Origin of the sequence: Mucilaginibacter limnophilus (genome assembly GCF_004005815.1) — a bacterium.
Taxonomy (GTDB): Bacteria; Bacteroidota; Bacteroidia; order Sphingobacteriales; family Sphingobacteriaceae; genus Mucilaginibacter; species Mucilaginibacter limnophilus.
Window position 1 is genome coordinate 41,594 of record NZ_SACK01000007.1, and the last position, 16,617, is coordinate 58,210.

Consider the following 16,617-nt stretch of genomic DNA (forward strand, 5'->3'; position numbering starts at 1 on the left):
ACACTTAGATGGATAATTTTTCGAATTTTCAAAGCAACTTAACATCAAAACCACAAGAAATCAAAAAAAGCTTATATTTCGTTCAGGGAATTATATCAAGGTGGCCATGGTTCGTGGCCTCACTTATAGTTAGCCTTTTTGCGGCATCCTTGTATCTTAAATATACACCTCCCGTTTATTCCATTGATGCAAAATTATTCATCAAAGATGACGATAATAAAGGAAGTCAAGGAATGAGTTCGATAGGAGGTTTAAATGAGTTATTGAGCACTACCAGTACCGTAGATAATGAAGCGGAAATCTTAAGAACCCGTTATTTAATGGAAAAAGTAGTGCGGTCTCTGAATTTAGACATCACTTATCGTCTGGAGGGTCATGTTTCCGCATCAGAACTTTATAACCCGCCATTTAGGGTTGAATTTCTTAAAAAAGTGAAATCTATAAAGTCCTCAAAGCTTAATTTAGTATTTAAAAATAATGGCGCGTCAATTTTTAACGACGATATAAAAAAGGATGTTAAAATTGGGGAGTACTTTACATTAGATGATATCGGAACTATCAGAATTCTTTTGACCAAATCAAATGTAGCTCCTGACGGCGACTTTTCCGTTCAGTTTGAAAATTTTGATAATAAAGTAAACGCCTTGATGAATAGCTTAACAATAGCGGTGCCTAACAAAATGGTATCCGTAATTGATTTAAGTTTAAATCATGCTATAAAAGAAAAGGGAGAGGATATTATCAATAAACTTATACAAGTTTATCAGCAAGAAAATATTAATGACAAAAATAGAGTTGCAGATAGTACAATTTTATTTATTAAAGACCGCTTATCGATAGTTGGATCAGAACTTGGAAACATAGAAGGAACCATTCAATCGTTCAAAGAAAGAAGTAAGCTTGCGGATATGACGGAACAGGGAAGATTGCTTGTTCAGAATACTAGCCAATATGAGGATCAACTAGGTAAGGTTATTTTGCAAATAAGCATCTTGGACCAGTTGACATCTTATCTGAAAGATGAACAGAAAAATAAGAGAGTATTTCCGAGTGGGATGGTAGACAACGAAATATTCGCCGCTTTAATAACGCGTTATAATAGCCTGATTATTGAACGGGAGCGGAGGTTATTAGCGACTACGGAGGATAATCCGTTCATCAAAAATTTAGATCAACAAATTTCAGGCTTACGGCAGGATATGTTAGCAAATTTATCTACTGCAAGAGCCTCGTATTTATTAACGAAAAGCAATTTAGAAAAAAATATTAATCAACTTTCATCCCAAGTTGGTACAGTTCCTGCTAGAGAAAGAACATATTTAGACTTGGCCCGGCAGCAACAAATTAAACAGGATTTGTATGTGTTTTTAATGCAAAAGCGTGAGGAAACCGCAATTTCAAAAACATCAAATATTTCAAGTTCAAGACTCATAGACCCTCCAAAAGCAGACAGTACACCCAAAAGTCCAATTAAAAAGTTGGTTTATTTTATTGGAATCATTGTAGGTATTTTGGTGCCTTTTTTAACCATATATATTCTAGGTTTATTAAACACAAAAATTTCATCTAAGGAAGACATTACCACTGCAACTGACGTGCCTATCATTGGTGAAATAATAAATAACCCGAATTTAACATCTATTGTATTGAAGGAAGATTCAAGGAGTGTGATTTCAGAACAATTTAGGGCGCTTCGGACTAACTTGCAATTTTTCCTTGGGGGTAATGATAAAAAGACCATAATAGTTACATCAAGCATGTCAGGAGAAGGGAAATCTTTCACCGCAGTAAATCTTGGTGTCGTATTGGCTATTTCCGGAAAAAAAGTTTTATTAATGGAAATGGATTTAAGGAAACCAAGTCTTTCTGCAAAAATAGGTATAGATAATAATTTTGGTTTTACAAATTATATAATAACACCTTCAATTGAAGTAAAGGATATAATTCGACCATCCACTGTCAATGACAACTTGTACGTTATTAGTTCAGGTCCAACACCACCAAACCCAACGGAGATAATATTAAACGAAAGATTTGCTTCATTAATGACTGAATTAAAGTTGCAATTCGATTATATTATAATGGATGCACCACCAATCGGTTTGGTAACTGATGCTCAACTACTAGCTTCACCGGCAGATATGACTATATATGTTGTCCGTCATGGATATACTTTTAAGAAGCAATTGGAAATAGTTCAAGACCTATCATTTTCTGAAAAAATGCCAAGACTGACAATTCTTGTCAACGACATCAAGCAATCCAACGGAGGTTATGGGTATGGGTATGGGTATGGCTACGGCTATGGCTACGGGTATGGCTATGGTGGACAAGGATACTTCGATGACCAAGCTAAGAATAAGACTTCATTTTTTGATAAGTTCAGAAAGAAGAACTAATGGCAAATATACGGAAACAGTCTGTGACTGCGTTTTTATGGAGCGGCTTGGGCCAATATGTCAATATGGGACTGTCATTTTTGACCGCTGCTGTATTGGGACGTTTGTTAGCTCCAACAGATTTTGGACTTGTAGGAATGATCGTAACAATAAATTCGTTCTTACTAATATTCGCTAACACCGGACTTTCGACGACAATTGTACAGCATAAAGAGTTTGGAAAAGATGAACATAATTCTCTTTTTACATTAGGTTTAGTATCGGGAGTTATTGCCTCTAGCATACTCGCTTTACTTGCACCTGCGATTGCAATATTCTATAAGGATGACCGCCTTACCATGGTGGCTTTAAGCGTTTCTCCTACATTTCTTCTAACTGCATTAACACAAGTGCCGCAGGGAATTTTGCAAAAGCAATTAAAGTTTAAATTGTTGTCCATAGCCACTGTCTCATCTGCTCTGCTGTCATCACTTATAGCAGTGTACTTAGCTTATATTGGCTGGGGGTATTGGTCATTAATTATGCAACTACTATTACGTGCATTTTTGTTGTTAACTTTTTGTATATATTTTTCACGTCAGGCTATTTCTCTTAAATGGACTCCAAGCCTTTACAAAAAAATTTACAACTTTACTGGTAACCTTACACTTTTTCAAGTTGTTAATTACTTCCAAAGAAATCTTGATAACATTCTTATTGGTAGAAACTTTGGCGCAGCTAGCTTAGGAATTTATTCACGTGCATATTTAATAATGACAACATTTAATAGTGCAATAGGCGGTGTCATATCATCAGTTTTACACCCTACATTATCCAAAAAGCAGGACGACATAGCAGCTATGACTCGAGGATACGGCGAGATTGTTCAATACATATTGTGGTTGTCGTGCCCAGTTATGGGTCTTTGTGCTGCTTTTGCTCCACAGTTTATACACATTGTTTGGGGCGCGAACTGGCATTCAGTTGTTCCATCATTTTTTTGGCTAGCATTAGCAGGCATGCACCAACCCGTGTACATTACGTTAGGAGCAGTATTTGCATCAAGATTTCAAACGAAATCCCAGTTCTATTGTGGAGTCGTTACAACAGCTTTGTTAGTTCTTGCAATTATATTAGGGTTGCCATATGGTATTGTCGGTGTTGCAAGAGCTTATTCGATTATGAGTCATTTGATCTTTTTTCCCTATATGTATTTTGTATGGTGTAAGGTTTTGCAAGGTCGGTTTCAGGCCTTTTTAAGATTAGTGTTACCCCCGATGTTATTTGGATGGACGCTGCTTTTAATTACCATATTAACCACTAACAATGATTTTCCGGCATTTATAAACAGAAATTTTCAGTTTAGTACTGCATTTATTATAGCTGGTTTAGCGTGGTTGCTTAGTTTATGTGTCGTATTTTTAAAGAGAGTTTACCCTTCCGTTAAGAAAACATTATTATCTTAAACTAAAACTCAAATAATGAAAGTCTTATATATTTGTTCCGCAAATATTGCTACGTTTTCTGAAAATAGTAATGCCTATCAACAGCCTTACAATCTTTGTTTAAACTCTTCTTGTACAATCATTGCCAAATCAAAAGCAGTAATCAATGATGAAATTAAAAATTTAGCTCACAGAATAATTTATACAGACTTATATGACACCCGTCTGTCGCGATTTTCGACGTCAAAGGTCAAAAGATTCTATAACGAATATTTTAAGCAACATGATGATTTCGATGTCATAATTTGTGACTTCTCTGAATGGGCAACCAGTATTGCTAAACAACTAAAAAAAATATTCAATCTATCTTGGTACGTTCTCTTATGGGATCCGCCTTTTTATAATCGGTACGAGATTAAAACTGGCTTAGTTTGGAAATTAGAGCGAGCATTGCGATTAAGACTTTATAACAATACAATCGCGGATGCTACAGCACTATGTTTTATAAACAGCGGAGTTTTAGCGGAAGAGCAACTTAAATTTAAACGCTTCCATCAATTAAAAAACGGCGTTGATTTAAGTCTTATCGATAGCATTGTTAAGACACAAATTTTGAAAAGAAAACAATCGATTTGTAATATCGGAAGGGTTCGAATGGATAAAGGGTGCATGGAGATATTAAAGGCGTTTGAATTTATTGGAGCAGAATTTCCCAATGCGACATTGAAATTTGTGGGGCAAATTGATGGAACTAGCAGTGAGAAGGAAAAAATAAAAAGAGCAGTCGAGACGCACCCATACGTTGAAAGAATCCATATCACTGGGCGTATTCCTTTCCTATCGGCAATGAATTTTGTCGCGGAATGTGAAATTGGACTACATGCTTATTCTGCGTCTAAATATTTAATATATAATCATTTGCTAAAAATAGGAGAGTATCAAGCTCTAGGGCTCGTTCCCATATCTGTAAGATATCCTGGCACATTGGACCTTATCGAAGATAAAAAGACTGGCATATTTATAAAAAATAACGAAGGAATATTTATATATGAAGCGTTGAAAGAGATTTTAGCTGATAACAACTTATATGAGAAAATCTCAGTACAAGCGAGATTTGAAGTTCGAAAGCGTTCTTGGGCCGCGGTGACAAATCAAATGTTAAATATTGTTAAAGTGGAAGTCTATAATGACTAATTCTCTTATTAACACTTCAAGGGCGCAAAAGTGGATTCCCATTTTGGGGGTGCTAATATTTGCGTTTGCGTCTTTCCGGGCTCCTGGTGTTACTAATACTGCTCCAACTTACTCGATACCAACACTTTTTAGCCTTATTCAGAGTGTGTCGTTATCTCTGATAGGGGGGGCTTTATTGGGGACTTTTATTATTATATTAATCACCAAAGATCGCATTTTTTTTAAGAAACCTTCAGCCGCTTCAATCTGCTATCTTATCTTTGGTCAAATATTGGTGTTAACTGATTTTTTTTACTCGTTTAAGGTCGGGCCAATGCTCTTAGATCTTTCATTTAACTTCATTATATTTTATTACTTCTCCTACATAATCAGTTCATATAAATTTAATGGCAAGGGGGTTGCCTTTTTAAATATTTCTTTCTATGGCATATTATGTTTTGTTGGCCTAAATTTAATATTATACCTTTTTAATATCGGGTCAATGGTTTGGAAAGGCCGGTTTTTTGGATTAACTAGTCAGCCAAACTTCATTGGTATGTGCGGTGGAGTCATGAGTGTACTTGCCAGTGCATTATTTATTGAAAGCAAAACGTTCAACAAAAAGTTCCTATTGTCTTTGGCTATACTCGCCGGTTTTTTACTTGCCTTTTTAGCTCAATCGCGGTCATCAATGCTCTCCGCATTTACGGGTTGTGCGTTCATAGCCATTATGTCACTACAGAATCAGCATGTGCGTTTTTTTAGCATATTGACATGTTTTTGTATCGCTGTTTTTCTTTATTTTAACGTGAACATATCAGATTATGACTATACTGACCGTGGAAATACACGTGAAGGTACCTGGAAAACCCTTGAGACTTATGCCAAGACGTTTCCAATCTTTGGTTATGGAAGAGAAGATATTCCAACGTCAAATTCGTATATGTTCGCATTTGTAAGTGCAGGCGTTGTAGGTAGTTTTTTTTTATTCGCCTCACTGATTTTAGGAATTAGAAAACTTATTATCTTACATTTTGTTGGCGGGGCAAAGTTGCGTCATGCCACTGCGGCGTATGGAGGGCTCATTTTCTTTTTTTTGACAGGAGCTATTTTTGAAGGACTGCTTTTGGATAATGTAAGCATTCCTGTATTTGTGTTTTGGGCGATATTGTCTTTTGCATGATCTATTATAGTTGATAAAATGTTACCAATACTTCAACCATTTGTCCCTCATTATCGAGAAAAGTTCTTTAATGGAATCAAAGAACTGATGCCCGTAAATATTTACTGCTATGAAGTAAAAGCAATAGTGGACAATAATTTTGAAAAAGGGGATGTGAAAATAATTCCACTTCGCAAAATTAAAATTGGGCCTTTCCTTTTTTACAATCCATTCCCTTTTTTAAAAAGTGATAGTCAAACTGTTGTCCTCATGTTAGACATGTCACATATTTCGACTTGGATTTTATTACTAACCACAATATTCCATCGGAAAAAGATTATACTTTGGGGACACGGTATTTCAGTAAAAAGATATATTAAGGAAGAGCAAAGGCCAAGTATCGGCCTAAAATATATGATCAAGCTTGCAAACGGAATTTGGTTTTATACAGAAAAAGAAGCTTTGATCTGGAAGGAAAAATTTCCGAATTTAAAGTATGCCGCATTGAATAATACAATATCTGATGTTGACGAAATCTTAAGCAAAGCTCTTAAGCCTAAAAATGATTTAAAGAATAAATACAACATCACCCAAGAAATTGTATTAATATTTGCTGCCAGATTTAATTCCGAAGATAGGCGTGTGGATTTGTTAGTACAAACAATTCACGCACTTGATCAAAATCGATATGGATTTATAATAATTGGAGATGGGCGTTTGAAGCCGGACTTTTCGAGTTATAAAAATGTTTATGATTTCGGTGGTTTATACAACAATGAAATCAAGGCCGAACTATTTTCAATTGCTGATATATATTTCCAACCGGGATGGGTAGGATTATCCATTGTCGAAGCAATGGCTTACGGAAAGCCAATTTTTACATTCAAACGTTCAGAGAACATCAAACAGTGCGTCGAGTACCATTATATAAAACATGGAACAAATGGTTTTACATTTGAAAATGTTGATGAAATGATCGAAAAATTGGGTGCAATTGGTTTAGAAGAATTTAGCCTCTTAGGTAAACAAGCCAAAAACTATGTTCAAAAAAATCTACTGTTAAATGATATGGTTAAACGAGCAGTGGAGTTAATTCAATCTTAAAATCACCACAATGAATATATTACATGTTGTATCAAGTATAGATCCTAAAGCGGGAGGGGTAAGCCAGGCGTTGAGAACTATGATTTTGGGGCTTTCGAAAGGAGCGTCAAATACCGTAGTTTGTTTAGATAATCCAGAAGAACAGGTGGCGATAAGAGATGATTTTGAAATCCATAAATGCGGTCCTACAAAAAATCCTTGGAGGTACTCCGTTAAGTTCAAAGCATGGATGCGAGATAATATAGTAAGATTTGACGTTATTATAATACACGGACTTTGGCAGTATCATTCATTTTGTACTTACTCTGTCTGGAAAAAGTTTGGAAACAAAAGAGCACGTTTGTTTGTCATGCCACATGGTATGCTGGATCCATATTTTCAAAAGGCAAAAGGGCGAAAAATAAAGGCACTAAGAAACATACTTTTTTGGCGTCTCCTTGAATCAAAGGTAGTTAACGAGGCAGATGGCCTGCTTTTTACTTGTGAAACTGAAAAATTATTAGCTAGAACTACATTTAAGGGTTATAGGCCTAAAACTGAGAATGTAGTTGGCTTAGGTGTGGAAGAACCGCCTCGGTACTCACTTACGATGGACAATGAAGTGGGTAGGAAAATAAGAAATTATAAAGATAGATACATCCTTTTTATTGGACGAATAGATCCTAAAAAGGGTGTAGATTTATTAATTGATGAATACAAAAATCTAATTAGCGAGTATCAGAATATACCTCAACTTGTCATTGCGGGGCCTGGATGTGATACTGAATATGGTAAGGAGATGATAAAAAAAGCTGCAAGCTGCCAAAGTATTCAGTTTCCAGGATTGTTACTCGGGGATCAAAAATGGGGCGCATTTTATAATGCTGAAGCGTTTATACTACATAGCCATCAGGAAAATTTTGGTGTAGCTGTTGTTGAGGCTATGGCCTGCGGAAAGCCGGTAATTATTTCGAATCAAGTAAATATTTGGCGTGAAATTCAGGCATCTGGTAGTGGTTTTGTTGATGAGGACACTAACAACGGGGTCTTCAAAAACATGAGAAAATGGCTTGAGCTTCCGCAGGAAGAAAAAAATAAAATGTCTAATAATGCTAAAACTGCCTTTAAAGAACTTTTCTTTATAGACAAAGTTTCTGTGCGGTTGCTTGAATTATTGGAAAAGACTAGGACTGTATGATAGAATAGTCTCAGACGTTTAACTGATATTTGAACTATTAACCCTAATAGTTATGAGATACATGCTGCTTACTTTAAGGTTATCAAAGTTGCTGCCTATGGAATGTTAATTTGCACCTGGTACTATAATATTTCTCAACCTTACTTCGCTTAATTCCACGATGTTACACTTTCGTAACAGCATAATTAAGGTCAAGGAGAACTAGTTCACTTTAATGTAATATAAATTAAACCTATTTATAAAATCTACACTTGATTTTCAAAATGCAATGTTTAATTAATTATGTGTAATCGAATACGTCTACTTTAATGGCATTTTATGTATGAACTTACATATTAGTTCGCTAAGTCTTGTCGTATTTAAGAATAGTTTCTTGTCATTAAAATAATAATACCTTAACAAGCTAATTATCGAAAACATTTCAAAAAAAAGGCGGTTTTTTTTTATATTTGTTACATATATTTAATGATTGCAGTGATTTTTTTAAAATGTAACTCTGCTCGTTTAATATGACTGTGGTTTCACAATGTTCATAATGAAGTTTTTCACGGTTAAGAATGGAATAATAGGTGTTAAGAGAAGGCATTTGATTTAGCTAGATATTCGAGGGGTATTCCTTGAGAGGTGGTATCGTTTGCCATTTGTTGCTCAGTAAAAACTAGATTAAGAAATATCTGAATTAGACTTCTATAAGTGCTAACAATAATTTGATGAAAAAAATAGGTATAATCACGATTCTGAACGTCAATAATTATGGTGCAGAATTACAAGCATTTGCGTTGCATCACAAGTTAAAGTTGCTTGGTTATGAGAATGAAGTGATTAATTATTTATATTACAAAAATCCTGAACATCGTTCTGAAATTAAATCTCTTCCGCTTTTCAAGCGTTCTGTATATAGCAAACTAAAGGAGTTTGCGCTGAAATGGCTTGATAGATACAGTGCACTTAGTAACCCAAGAATCGCAAAGGTTAGGAAAAGAAGGTTTTCAGATTTCCATTCGAAATACACCTGTATGTCGCAAACCTATCGTAGTTATTCGGAACTATATAATGCAAAACATCCATATGATATATTTATTGTAGGCAGCGATCAAGTGTGGAATCCTAATAATCATACGAGCATTGAGCCATACTACTTAACTTTTGCGCCGAAGAACGCAAAAAAAATATCTTACGCATCAAGTTTCGGAGTTGGCTCAATTGATAAAGCCTATCATGAAACGTATGCAACGTTGCTAAACAACTTAGACTTTATCTCAACGAGAGAGTCTGACGGTGTAAAAATTATAAAAGATATTTCCGGGAAAGATGCCGTGCATGTGTTAGATCCTACCTTGCTTTTATCTAGACAAGAATGGACCGAAGTTTTAGAGCCTTTCGAAAGTTCTGAACCATATATCTTGTTATTCGTCTTTAAAGACTCTCCTTATGTAAAGGAATTGGCTTTGCACTTAAAAAGACAAACTGGATTTAAAATTATCCGCGTTTGCAAAAATGAAATGAGAGTAGAACCGGATTCTGAGATACTTAATATCAGAGATATGGGACCCCGTGAATTTTTGGGTCTATATCAAAATGCAGCGATTGTAATTACAACTTCATTCCATGGGACAATATTTTCATTGATTTTTGAGAAGCCATTTTACACCATTACACCGGGTAGTAAAAACAATAATAGCAGGCAGCAAAGCCTTTTATCGATGGTAGGATTAAATGATCGATTAATTGAAGAAGGTAGACCTTTTGTGGAACTTCCAGACTTAGTCATAGATTACGTGAACGTGAAAAAAATTTTAGAACAAAAAAGAACAGCTTCTTTGGCCTATTTGGAAGAAGCAATTAATAAATAATCAAATGGAAGCTAATTCATCTAACATACAGAACTTAAACAAAGTAGTAAGGGGCGGTTATTGCGTAGGTTGTGGCGCATGTTCTTTTGTCGGGGGCACTGAAATGAAGATTAATGACTATGGAGAATATTACCCAGACTTGAGTAGCTTTTCAATTGAAAATAACACAGCAACGACTGAAAAGATGGAGTTTGTTTGTCCTTCATTGAACCCACAATTTAATGAAAATGTCTTGGCTGCTTCGTTTTTAAATAACTGTGACAATCCGAGTAAATATATAGGCCCATTTCAAGACGTGTATGCTGGATACGTCAAAGAAGGGCAATATCGAAACAATGGGACTTCTGGAGGTTTTGGCACTTGGGTAGGCGCGGAGCTATTTATGAAGGGTATGATTGATGGTGTAATTCATGTAAAGGAGAACAAAAGAGAAGGTGCCCTTGACCCTTTCTTTAAGTATGGTATAAGTACTACAATAGAGGAAATTACAAAAGGTGCAAGAACTAAGTATCATGTAATTGAAGTTTCCGAAATACTACAAATGATCAAAGATAAACCTGGTAAGTATCTGTTCATCGGTTTGCCATGCATGGTAAAAGCGATTAGGCGAGTCCAGTTAGTAGATCCTGTAATTAAAGACTCAATCATATATACAGCTGCTCTAGTATGCGGGCATTTAAAAAGTATTAACTGGACATTATCATTAGGCTGGGGGAAAGGTATTCTACCTGAAAATGCCGTTAGGTTTAAATACAGGACTAAAGCAGATGATATCCCTGCTAGGGCTTACGTTTTTACAGCTTATGCAGGTGATTATGAAATAAGAGAGGATTCAGGGAACGTGGTCGGGGGAAAGTTTAACCAAGGAGCGCTTATGCTTCCTGCATGTAACTTTTGTGATGATGTTGTTGGTGAAACGGCTGATCTCACAATAGGTGATGCTTGGCTCCCTCAATTTGAAATTGATTCTAGCGGCACTAATTTACTTATAGTACGCAATTCAGAATTGAATGATCTAGTCAATGCTGCAAAAGTCACCGATAGGGTTTATCTTGAGGATTTAACGGAAAAAGATGCTATAAGTGCCCAATCGGGGGGATTTCGGCAAAGGCGTGATGGACTCTCCTATAGATTAGAAAAGGTTGATAGGAAAGGTTTATGGCGGCCTATAAAAAGAGTAAAACCTGGGGAGTTCATCATGCCCCCACTTAGAAAGTTGATATACGCCATGAGATTTGATGTAACGTTAAGGTCTCGGGAAAATTTTAAAACTGCATTGCAAAGAAATGATTATAATTATTATAAGCAGAGAATGCAAGTTCAGTTAAAATTACTCAGGTTGCTTGAAATTTCGAGTTCTGCATCAAGGATAATCAAAAGGAAAATCTCTTACTTCCGGCTAAAGCAGGTCAACAAATAATTTAGATTTCTTTGTATGGAAGATATTAGTGTAAATATGACCGAGGTAAGGCATGTCTTTTCTTTGAAAAACAAGTTAAGCAGGGTCTTATGGGCTTTTATTTCTTTTTTTCTTTTTAGACCATTTTCACCTCGGCTTTTTAGAAAATGGAGGATTTTTTTATTAAGATGCTTTGGTGCAAAAATTGGATCGAGTTGTACGGTTCATTCTTCTGTTAAAATCTGGGCACCCTGGAACTTAGAAGTCGGAGACTTTACCTGTATTGGACCTGCAGTGGATTGTTACAACCAAGGAAAGATTGTCATTGGTTCCAATGCTACTATCTCGCAAAAAGCTTACTTATGTGCATCAACACATGATTTTACAGATACTAATCACACCTTGGTATTGAAGCCGATTACTATAATGGATAGGGCATGGATTGCGGCAGATGCATTTGTTGGACCCGGCGTGACAATTGGTGAAGGAGCGGTGGTAGGTGCAAGAGCGGCTGTATATAAAAATGTTCAAAATTGGACAGTTGTTGGCGGTAACCCTGCGGTATTCATAAAAGATAGAAAGATTTTAAAATAAAGCTTGTTAAATGTTTTCAGTCGTTATTCTAACAAAGAATGAGGAGCAAGATTTGCCGGGATGCTTAGCATCGGTTAATTGGAGTGATGATGTTCATGTATTCGACTCTTTTAGTACGGATCAAACTATTAATATAGCTCTTCAAGCAGGAGCAACAGTTACGCAAAGAGCTTTCGACGGTTATGCGACGCAACGAAATGCCGCCCTTTCACTTCCGTTCAAATATGAATGGGTTTTTATATTAGATGCGGACGAACGTATTCCCAAAGATTTAGTTGAGATCATTGAAGCCGAATTGGCGAACACAACCACTGGAGTAAACGGATTCAGAATACGACGTAGAGATTTTTTAAATTCTAAGTGGTTAAAATATGCGCAGATTTCCCCGTATTATGTGCGGTTGATAAGACGTGGCAAGGCTAAATATCATCGTGAAATCAATGAAGTACTTGAAGTGGAAGGAAATGTGAAACAGCTAGATGGATTCTTTGACCATTATCCATTTTCAAAAGGTTATCGTCACTGGTTAGATAAGCACAACTTATATTCATCTATGGAAGCTGAGCGATGGATATATGAGCACAACAATAATGTCAAGTTTTCACTCAACAAAGCTTTGTTTAGTAAAGATTTTTCAGAAAAAAGGTTTCATCAGAAAGGAATTTTTTTTAAGATTCCAGGGCGTCATATCATTAAATGGTTTTACATGATTATATGGCGGAGAGCGTTTTTGGATGGGACAGCTGGTATAACATATGCAACTTTGCAGGCGATATACGAGTATTTCATCATACTTAAGACAAAAGAATTGCTTCTAAAAAACAAAAATAAGTAACTTATATAAATCTAAGTAGGTTCTATTGTTTAATGTTCAAATCGTGCATAGAAATTAAAACTTACGTTTAATGTACATTGCTAAGTTCTACTCATTACTCCGATAGATTTTCCGTCCCATCCGGGAAACAGGACGCGGTCATTCTTTATTTTTAATTGTTGGTCAGCTACTTCACTGAATACACTTCGAAAGTCTGTTGTGACCGGTAAATCGCGGCCGTCTTCTAAGGTCTCTACTGAAAGCGATTGCATAATTCCATGAACTAAGCCTCCATTAACATTATTTCCCAATATAAAATTACAAGAAGCCCGGCCGTGGTCCGTTCCTCCGGTACCATTTTGGTGTACTGTTCGGCCAAATTCTGTCATAGTCATCAACGTTACATCATCTTGATATACGCTCAAGTCATTCCAGAAAGCGTTAATACTATTACTCAAATCAGCTACATTGCTTGCAAAGATGCCGTTTTCTGTGCCTTGATTATAGTGTGTGTCCCATCCATTAGATTCCGTAAAGGCAACCTCAAGACCTACATCCATCTTAATTAATTGCGCTATTTGCTTAAGTGATTTACCTAGTGCCGAAGACGGATATTTCGCATTGTTCGCTGGTCTGTAATTTTTAATGTCGGCGTTTTGTAACATCTTGACAGCATCAAAACTTTCTTTGCTAGTATTGTGAAGTAACCCAGCAGATGCTTTATCATAAACCTCTTCGAAAGTTTTGGCTGTTACCTTTGCGCCGGTGACATTGCCTTTCAATTGAATGCCGAAGTCTTGCAAGTTGTTAACCGTTACAACTTGATTATCGCCATAGAAAGATCGAGGCATATTTTGAGTTAAGCTAACTGCGGTAAAGGGAGTTACTGCGTCATGGCCTAATAGGCCCACTGCCCGATTTAACCATCCACTTTTTGTGCCTTTATTGAATGGTGTCCCTGATTCCATGTAATCCTGAGCATCGAAATGTGAACGGGTTACATTAGGTGATCCTATGCCATGTACAATCGCAAGCCGTTTTTCACGGAACATCGGTTCAAAGGCCCGCATAGCTGGGTGTAAGCCGTAATGACCATCTAAATCGATCAGGGGCTTTCCTACAGTGCTTCCTTTCGCTGCTGACATAAAAAGGGTGGGTCGTGCGGATCTCAGATAAGGGTCTGTAAATGGAGAAACTGCCATAAGTCCATCCATGGCGCCACGTTGAAAAATACAAACCAATATTTTACGCTTGCCATACGGCTTTATAATTTGCTCGCCAGCGACAGCTTCCGCTAAAAAGCTGGGTATGCCACCAATCAAATTTATTCCCATCAAGGCTAAACCGCCTGATTTAAGGAAACCTCTTCTGCTTATCATAAGTCAACTTATTTTATTTTTATTAACGGCGCTGATACTCTGGCGATCCAAGTATTAACCCTACTAACTCTGATAATATAGAGTTATTGCCTGCGTTAGGCTGTATATCTTTATTTTTTTTGGCTTCTGCGTTTTCGTATATGGTGTGACCAGTAGCCTTTGATTGAATTTCTGACTTGATCATTATAGGGTTTCTTTGTTCAACTTTTCGCGTGAACTGCGAGTTGTTGAGAATGGGTGTAATTCGCTTAATAGTTTCACTTAAATTGCGCTCTGGCAATATGATTTTGCTATAATGTATTAGGGCGTTTTGTTGATTTCCAAACTCATGGTAGTTGTTCAACGCAGGCAAGTCTACCTTAACACCAGGGATACGATTAGATGCCAGTGCTATGCTAAAATTCATTCTAGTAAGTAAGGAGCCAGCGTTTATCCAGTAATTGCCTTTGTCTGGAAAACCTGTAGGTGCTTGATAATAATATCTTTTTTCTCCCATTTTACTTATCCAACTGTAAAGTTGATAGGGTTGAATAATTTTGGCATTTAAAGTTCTTGTTGCCCCAATAGCTAACTCAAACGGCGATTTAATTTTTTGACGTACTGAGTTTGTGCTCCAGAATTCGGGCGAGGAAACCATGGTCAATAGTACCTCTTTAATGTCTCCATCCTTAAGTTTGAATGTGGTTGCCATTCTGTTTATAAGTGTTTTAGGAGGATTATCACTGACAAAACGAATCGCCAATTTCTTGCAAATAAATTTTGCAGTTGATGAATGGCCGGCTAACATTGTAAGAAGCTTTATCCCTTCCTGATAACCGTTATCGGGACCAAATTGTTCACCTAACACATTTTTTTTCCCTTTGTCATGGCGGCTAGGTGTAAACAGGAAATCACCATCGTGCACGTACCCTTCATTATCAAGTTGTTCAGGTCGCAAACCATTCATTAGTCTGCGTATGCCGTTTGAGTTAGCTTCATCGCCAATTGGATAAATTGTCCAACCAGTGAGTATAAGGGCTGCTTGAGTAACATCACGTTGAGTATAACCTCCTGCTACTCCAAGAGTATGTAACTCCATCACTTCTCTTGCATAATTTTCATTTAAACCTCTTACATTCTGAGGCTTTAGATTTTTGTATTCGTTTATTTTTTTTGAATCAACAGTGTCTAGCTTTTTATCCAATCCAGCAACCAGTTCCTTACGCTTGCGGTTACTTATGGGCTTGATATCTGTTATGTTAGAACTGGAGCTTGAGAAATTGTCCAAATAAAGTAACATAGCAGGTGACTTAGCAGTTGCGATTAATAACGTCTTAAATTTGCCTAAGGCATTCGGACGTATCACATCACGCTCGTAAGCCGGTATAAATATTGCGCATTGACCTTTAGTGATTGAGACGTTAAAATGATTAAACCAAAAGTCAGTCATTACTTCCTGCAACTGATTCTGTGAATAAGCAGCCCTTAAAATTTTTTGGCTGATAAACTGCTGAAAGAGTTCTTGCTGTGTGCCCATATCTTTTTGATGTAAATAATTAAGCAAGAGCGCGCGACTTTTGACATTGTCTGCTTTGATTAAATCTTTTTCTATAACACCATCTCGCACAGCCAACTTGATAATTTGACTCATGCGGGGGTATTTGGTAATCAATTGGGTATTGGTCATAACAACTGCATCCATGTTACTGATCAGATGATTTAATGAGTCATCTGGTAAATTGCCATTTAGTTGCTGTTTAAACCAATCCTCAAGACCTGTTTTTACAACGGCGTCAATCTGGTCTGTTGTGACTCCATAGGTAAATCGGCTAAGCAAGTGCACTGCTGCTTGCCGCTCATTTAATCCTGCCGATTGGAATGGGAATTTAGTTGCATAATTTACCGCTCGATGATTGATATCAAATGAAGAGGAGGATGCAAAAATTATTAAAATAGCTACGGCAAAGCATTTTTTTTTGACACTGACTTTCATAAATATACAATCGAATGATTGGTATGACTATTAAACATTCGTAAGGTTTAACCTTATCAATATTAATTAGACGCTTAATCAAATCGCTTAAAAACGAAAAAAATTATAATTTATTTATCGTCAAACAATAAAAGTTTTATAAAAAACATAGTAACTCTAAGAATACA

At 36.4% G+C, this 16,617-nt stretch carries 12 protein-coding genes; 10 read left to right on the forward strand and 2 right to left on the reverse strand.

The window, feature by feature from the left end:
• Positions 1-8 precede the first annotated feature (8 nt).
• From EOD41_RS14995 to EOD41_RS15040, 10 genes are all read left to right on the forward strand, one after another.
• On the forward strand, positions 9-2,399 hold the full coding sequence (locus tag EOD41_RS14995; RefSeq protein ID WP_127706368.1) for a GumC family protein: 2,391 nt from the start codon (positions 9-11) through the stop codon (positions 2,397-2,399).
• The gene (locus tag EOD41_RS15000; RefSeq protein WP_127706370.1) at positions 2,399-3,844 is read left to right on the forward strand and encodes a lipopolysaccharide biosynthesis protein; all 1,446 of its coding nucleotides are present in this window, start codon (positions 2,399-2,401) and stop codon (positions 3,842-3,844) included. Before EOD41_RS14995 ends, EOD41_RS15000 begins: the two co-directional genes overlap by 1 nt.
• A 15-nt stretch (positions 3,845-3,859) precedes the next feature.
• Entirely contained in the window at positions 3,860-5,017 is a 1,158-nt protein-coding gene (locus tag EOD41_RS15005) for a glycosyltransferase (protein WP_127706372.1), read from the forward strand.
• Positions 5,010-6,179, forward strand: a complete 1,170-nt coding sequence (locus EOD41_RS15010) for an O-antigen ligase family protein (RefSeq protein ID WP_127706374.1) — start codon at positions 5,010-5,012, stop codon at positions 6,177-6,179. The genes EOD41_RS15005 and EOD41_RS15010 overlap by 8 nt, the downstream gene beginning before the upstream one ends.
• Positions 6,180-6,197: 18 nt before the next feature.
• Positions 6,198-7,262, forward strand: coding sequence for a glycosyltransferase (locus tag EOD41_RS15015; protein ID WP_127706376.1), 1,065 nt, complete (start codon positions 6,198-6,200; stop codon positions 7,260-7,262).
• Between the two features lie 10 nt (positions 7,263-7,272).
• On the forward strand, positions 7,273-8,439 hold the full coding sequence (locus EOD41_RS15020) for a glycosyltransferase (RefSeq protein WP_127706378.1): 1,167 nt from the start codon (positions 7,273-7,275) through the stop codon (positions 8,437-8,439).
• Between the two features lie 710 nt (positions 8,440-9,149).
• The gene (locus tag EOD41_RS15025; RefSeq protein WP_127706380.1) at positions 9,150-10,292 is read left to right on the forward strand and encodes a polysaccharide pyruvyl transferase family protein; all 1,143 of its coding nucleotides are present in this window, start codon (positions 9,150-9,152) and stop codon (positions 10,290-10,292) included.
• A gap of 4 nt (positions 10,293-10,296) precedes the next feature.
• Complete coding sequence (locus tag EOD41_RS15030; protein ID WP_127706382.1) at positions 10,297-11,712, forward strand: Coenzyme F420 hydrogenase/dehydrogenase, beta subunit C-terminal domain; 1,416 nt, start codon at positions 10,297-10,299, stop codon at positions 11,710-11,712.
• A 15-nt stretch (positions 11,713-11,727) separates the two neighbouring features.
• On the forward strand, positions 11,728-12,285 hold the full coding sequence (locus tag EOD41_RS15035; RefSeq protein WP_127706384.1) for an LbetaH domain-containing protein: 558 nt from the start codon (positions 11,728-11,730) through the stop codon (positions 12,283-12,285).
• A 10-nt stretch (positions 12,286-12,295) separates the two neighbouring features.
• Positions 12,296-13,120, forward strand: coding sequence for a glycosyltransferase family 2 protein (locus EOD41_RS15040; RefSeq protein ID WP_127706386.1), 825 nt, complete (start codon positions 12,296-12,298; stop codon positions 13,118-13,120).
• 80 nt (positions 13,121-13,200) lie between these two features.
• On the opposite strand, the gene EOD41_RS15045 is transcribed toward EOD41_RS15040, so the two are convergent.
• Both EOD41_RS15045 and EOD41_RS15050 read right to left on the reverse strand, forming a co-directional pair.
• Positions 13,201-14,478 carry a DUF1501 domain-containing protein gene (locus EOD41_RS15045; RefSeq protein ID WP_127706388.1) on the reverse strand — a complete coding sequence of 426 codons (1,278 nt, stop codon included), beginning with the start codon at positions 14,476-14,478 and terminating at the stop codon, positions 13,201-13,203.
• A 22-nt stretch (positions 14,479-14,500) separates the two neighbouring features.
• Positions 14,501-16,450 carry a DUF1800 domain-containing protein gene (locus EOD41_RS15050; RefSeq protein ID WP_127706390.1) on the reverse strand — a complete coding sequence of 650 codons (1,950 nt, stop codon included), beginning with the start codon at positions 16,448-16,450 and terminating at the stop codon, positions 14,501-14,503.
• Positions 16,451-16,617: the final 167 nt, after the last annotated feature.

Bases quoted from the DNA above. Each gene is read 5' to 3' on its own strand.
- EOD41_RS15035 (WP_127706384.1), top strand. From the start codon at position 11,728: ATGGAAGATATTAGTGTAAATATGACCGAGGTAAGGCATGTCTTTTCT.
- EOD41_RS15025 (WP_127706380.1), top strand. From the start codon at position 9,150: ATGAAAAAAATAGGTATAATCACGATTCTGAACGTCAATAATTATGGT.
- EOD41_RS15030 (WP_127706382.1), top strand. From the start codon at position 10,297: ATGGAAGCTAATTCATCTAACATACAGAACTTAAACAAAGTAGTAAGG.
- EOD41_RS14995 (WP_127706368.1), top strand. From the start codon at position 9: ATGGATAATTTTTCGAATTTTCAAAGCAACTTAACATCAAAACCACAA.
- EOD41_RS15040 (WP_127706386.1), top strand. From the start codon at position 12,296: ATGTTTTCAGTCGTTATTCTAACAAAGAATGAGGAGCAAGATTTGCCG.
- EOD41_RS15010 (WP_127706374.1), top strand. From the start codon at position 5,010: ATGACTAATTCTCTTATTAACACTTCAAGGGCGCAAAAGTGGATTCCC.
- EOD41_RS15000 (WP_127706370.1), top strand. From the start codon at position 2,399: ATGGCAAATATACGGAAACAGTCTGTGACTGCGTTTTTATGGAGCGGC.
- EOD41_RS15045 (WP_127706388.1), bottom strand. From the start codon at position 14,478: ATGATAAGCAGAAGAGGTTTCCTTAAATCAGGCGGTTTAGCCTTGATG.
- EOD41_RS15005 (WP_127706372.1), top strand. From the start codon at position 3,860: ATGAAAGTCTTATATATTTGTTCCGCAAATATTGCTACGTTTTCTGAA.
- EOD41_RS15015 (WP_127706376.1), top strand. From the start codon at position 6,198: ATGTTACCAATACTTCAACCATTTGTCCCTCATTATCGAGAAAAGTTC.
- EOD41_RS15020 (WP_127706378.1), top strand. From the start codon at position 7,273: ATGAATATATTACATGTTGTATCAAGTATAGATCCTAAAGCGGGAGGG.
- EOD41_RS15050 (WP_127706390.1), bottom strand. From the start codon at position 16,450: ATGAAAGTCAGTGTCAAAAAAAAATGCTTTGCCGTAGCTATTTTAATA.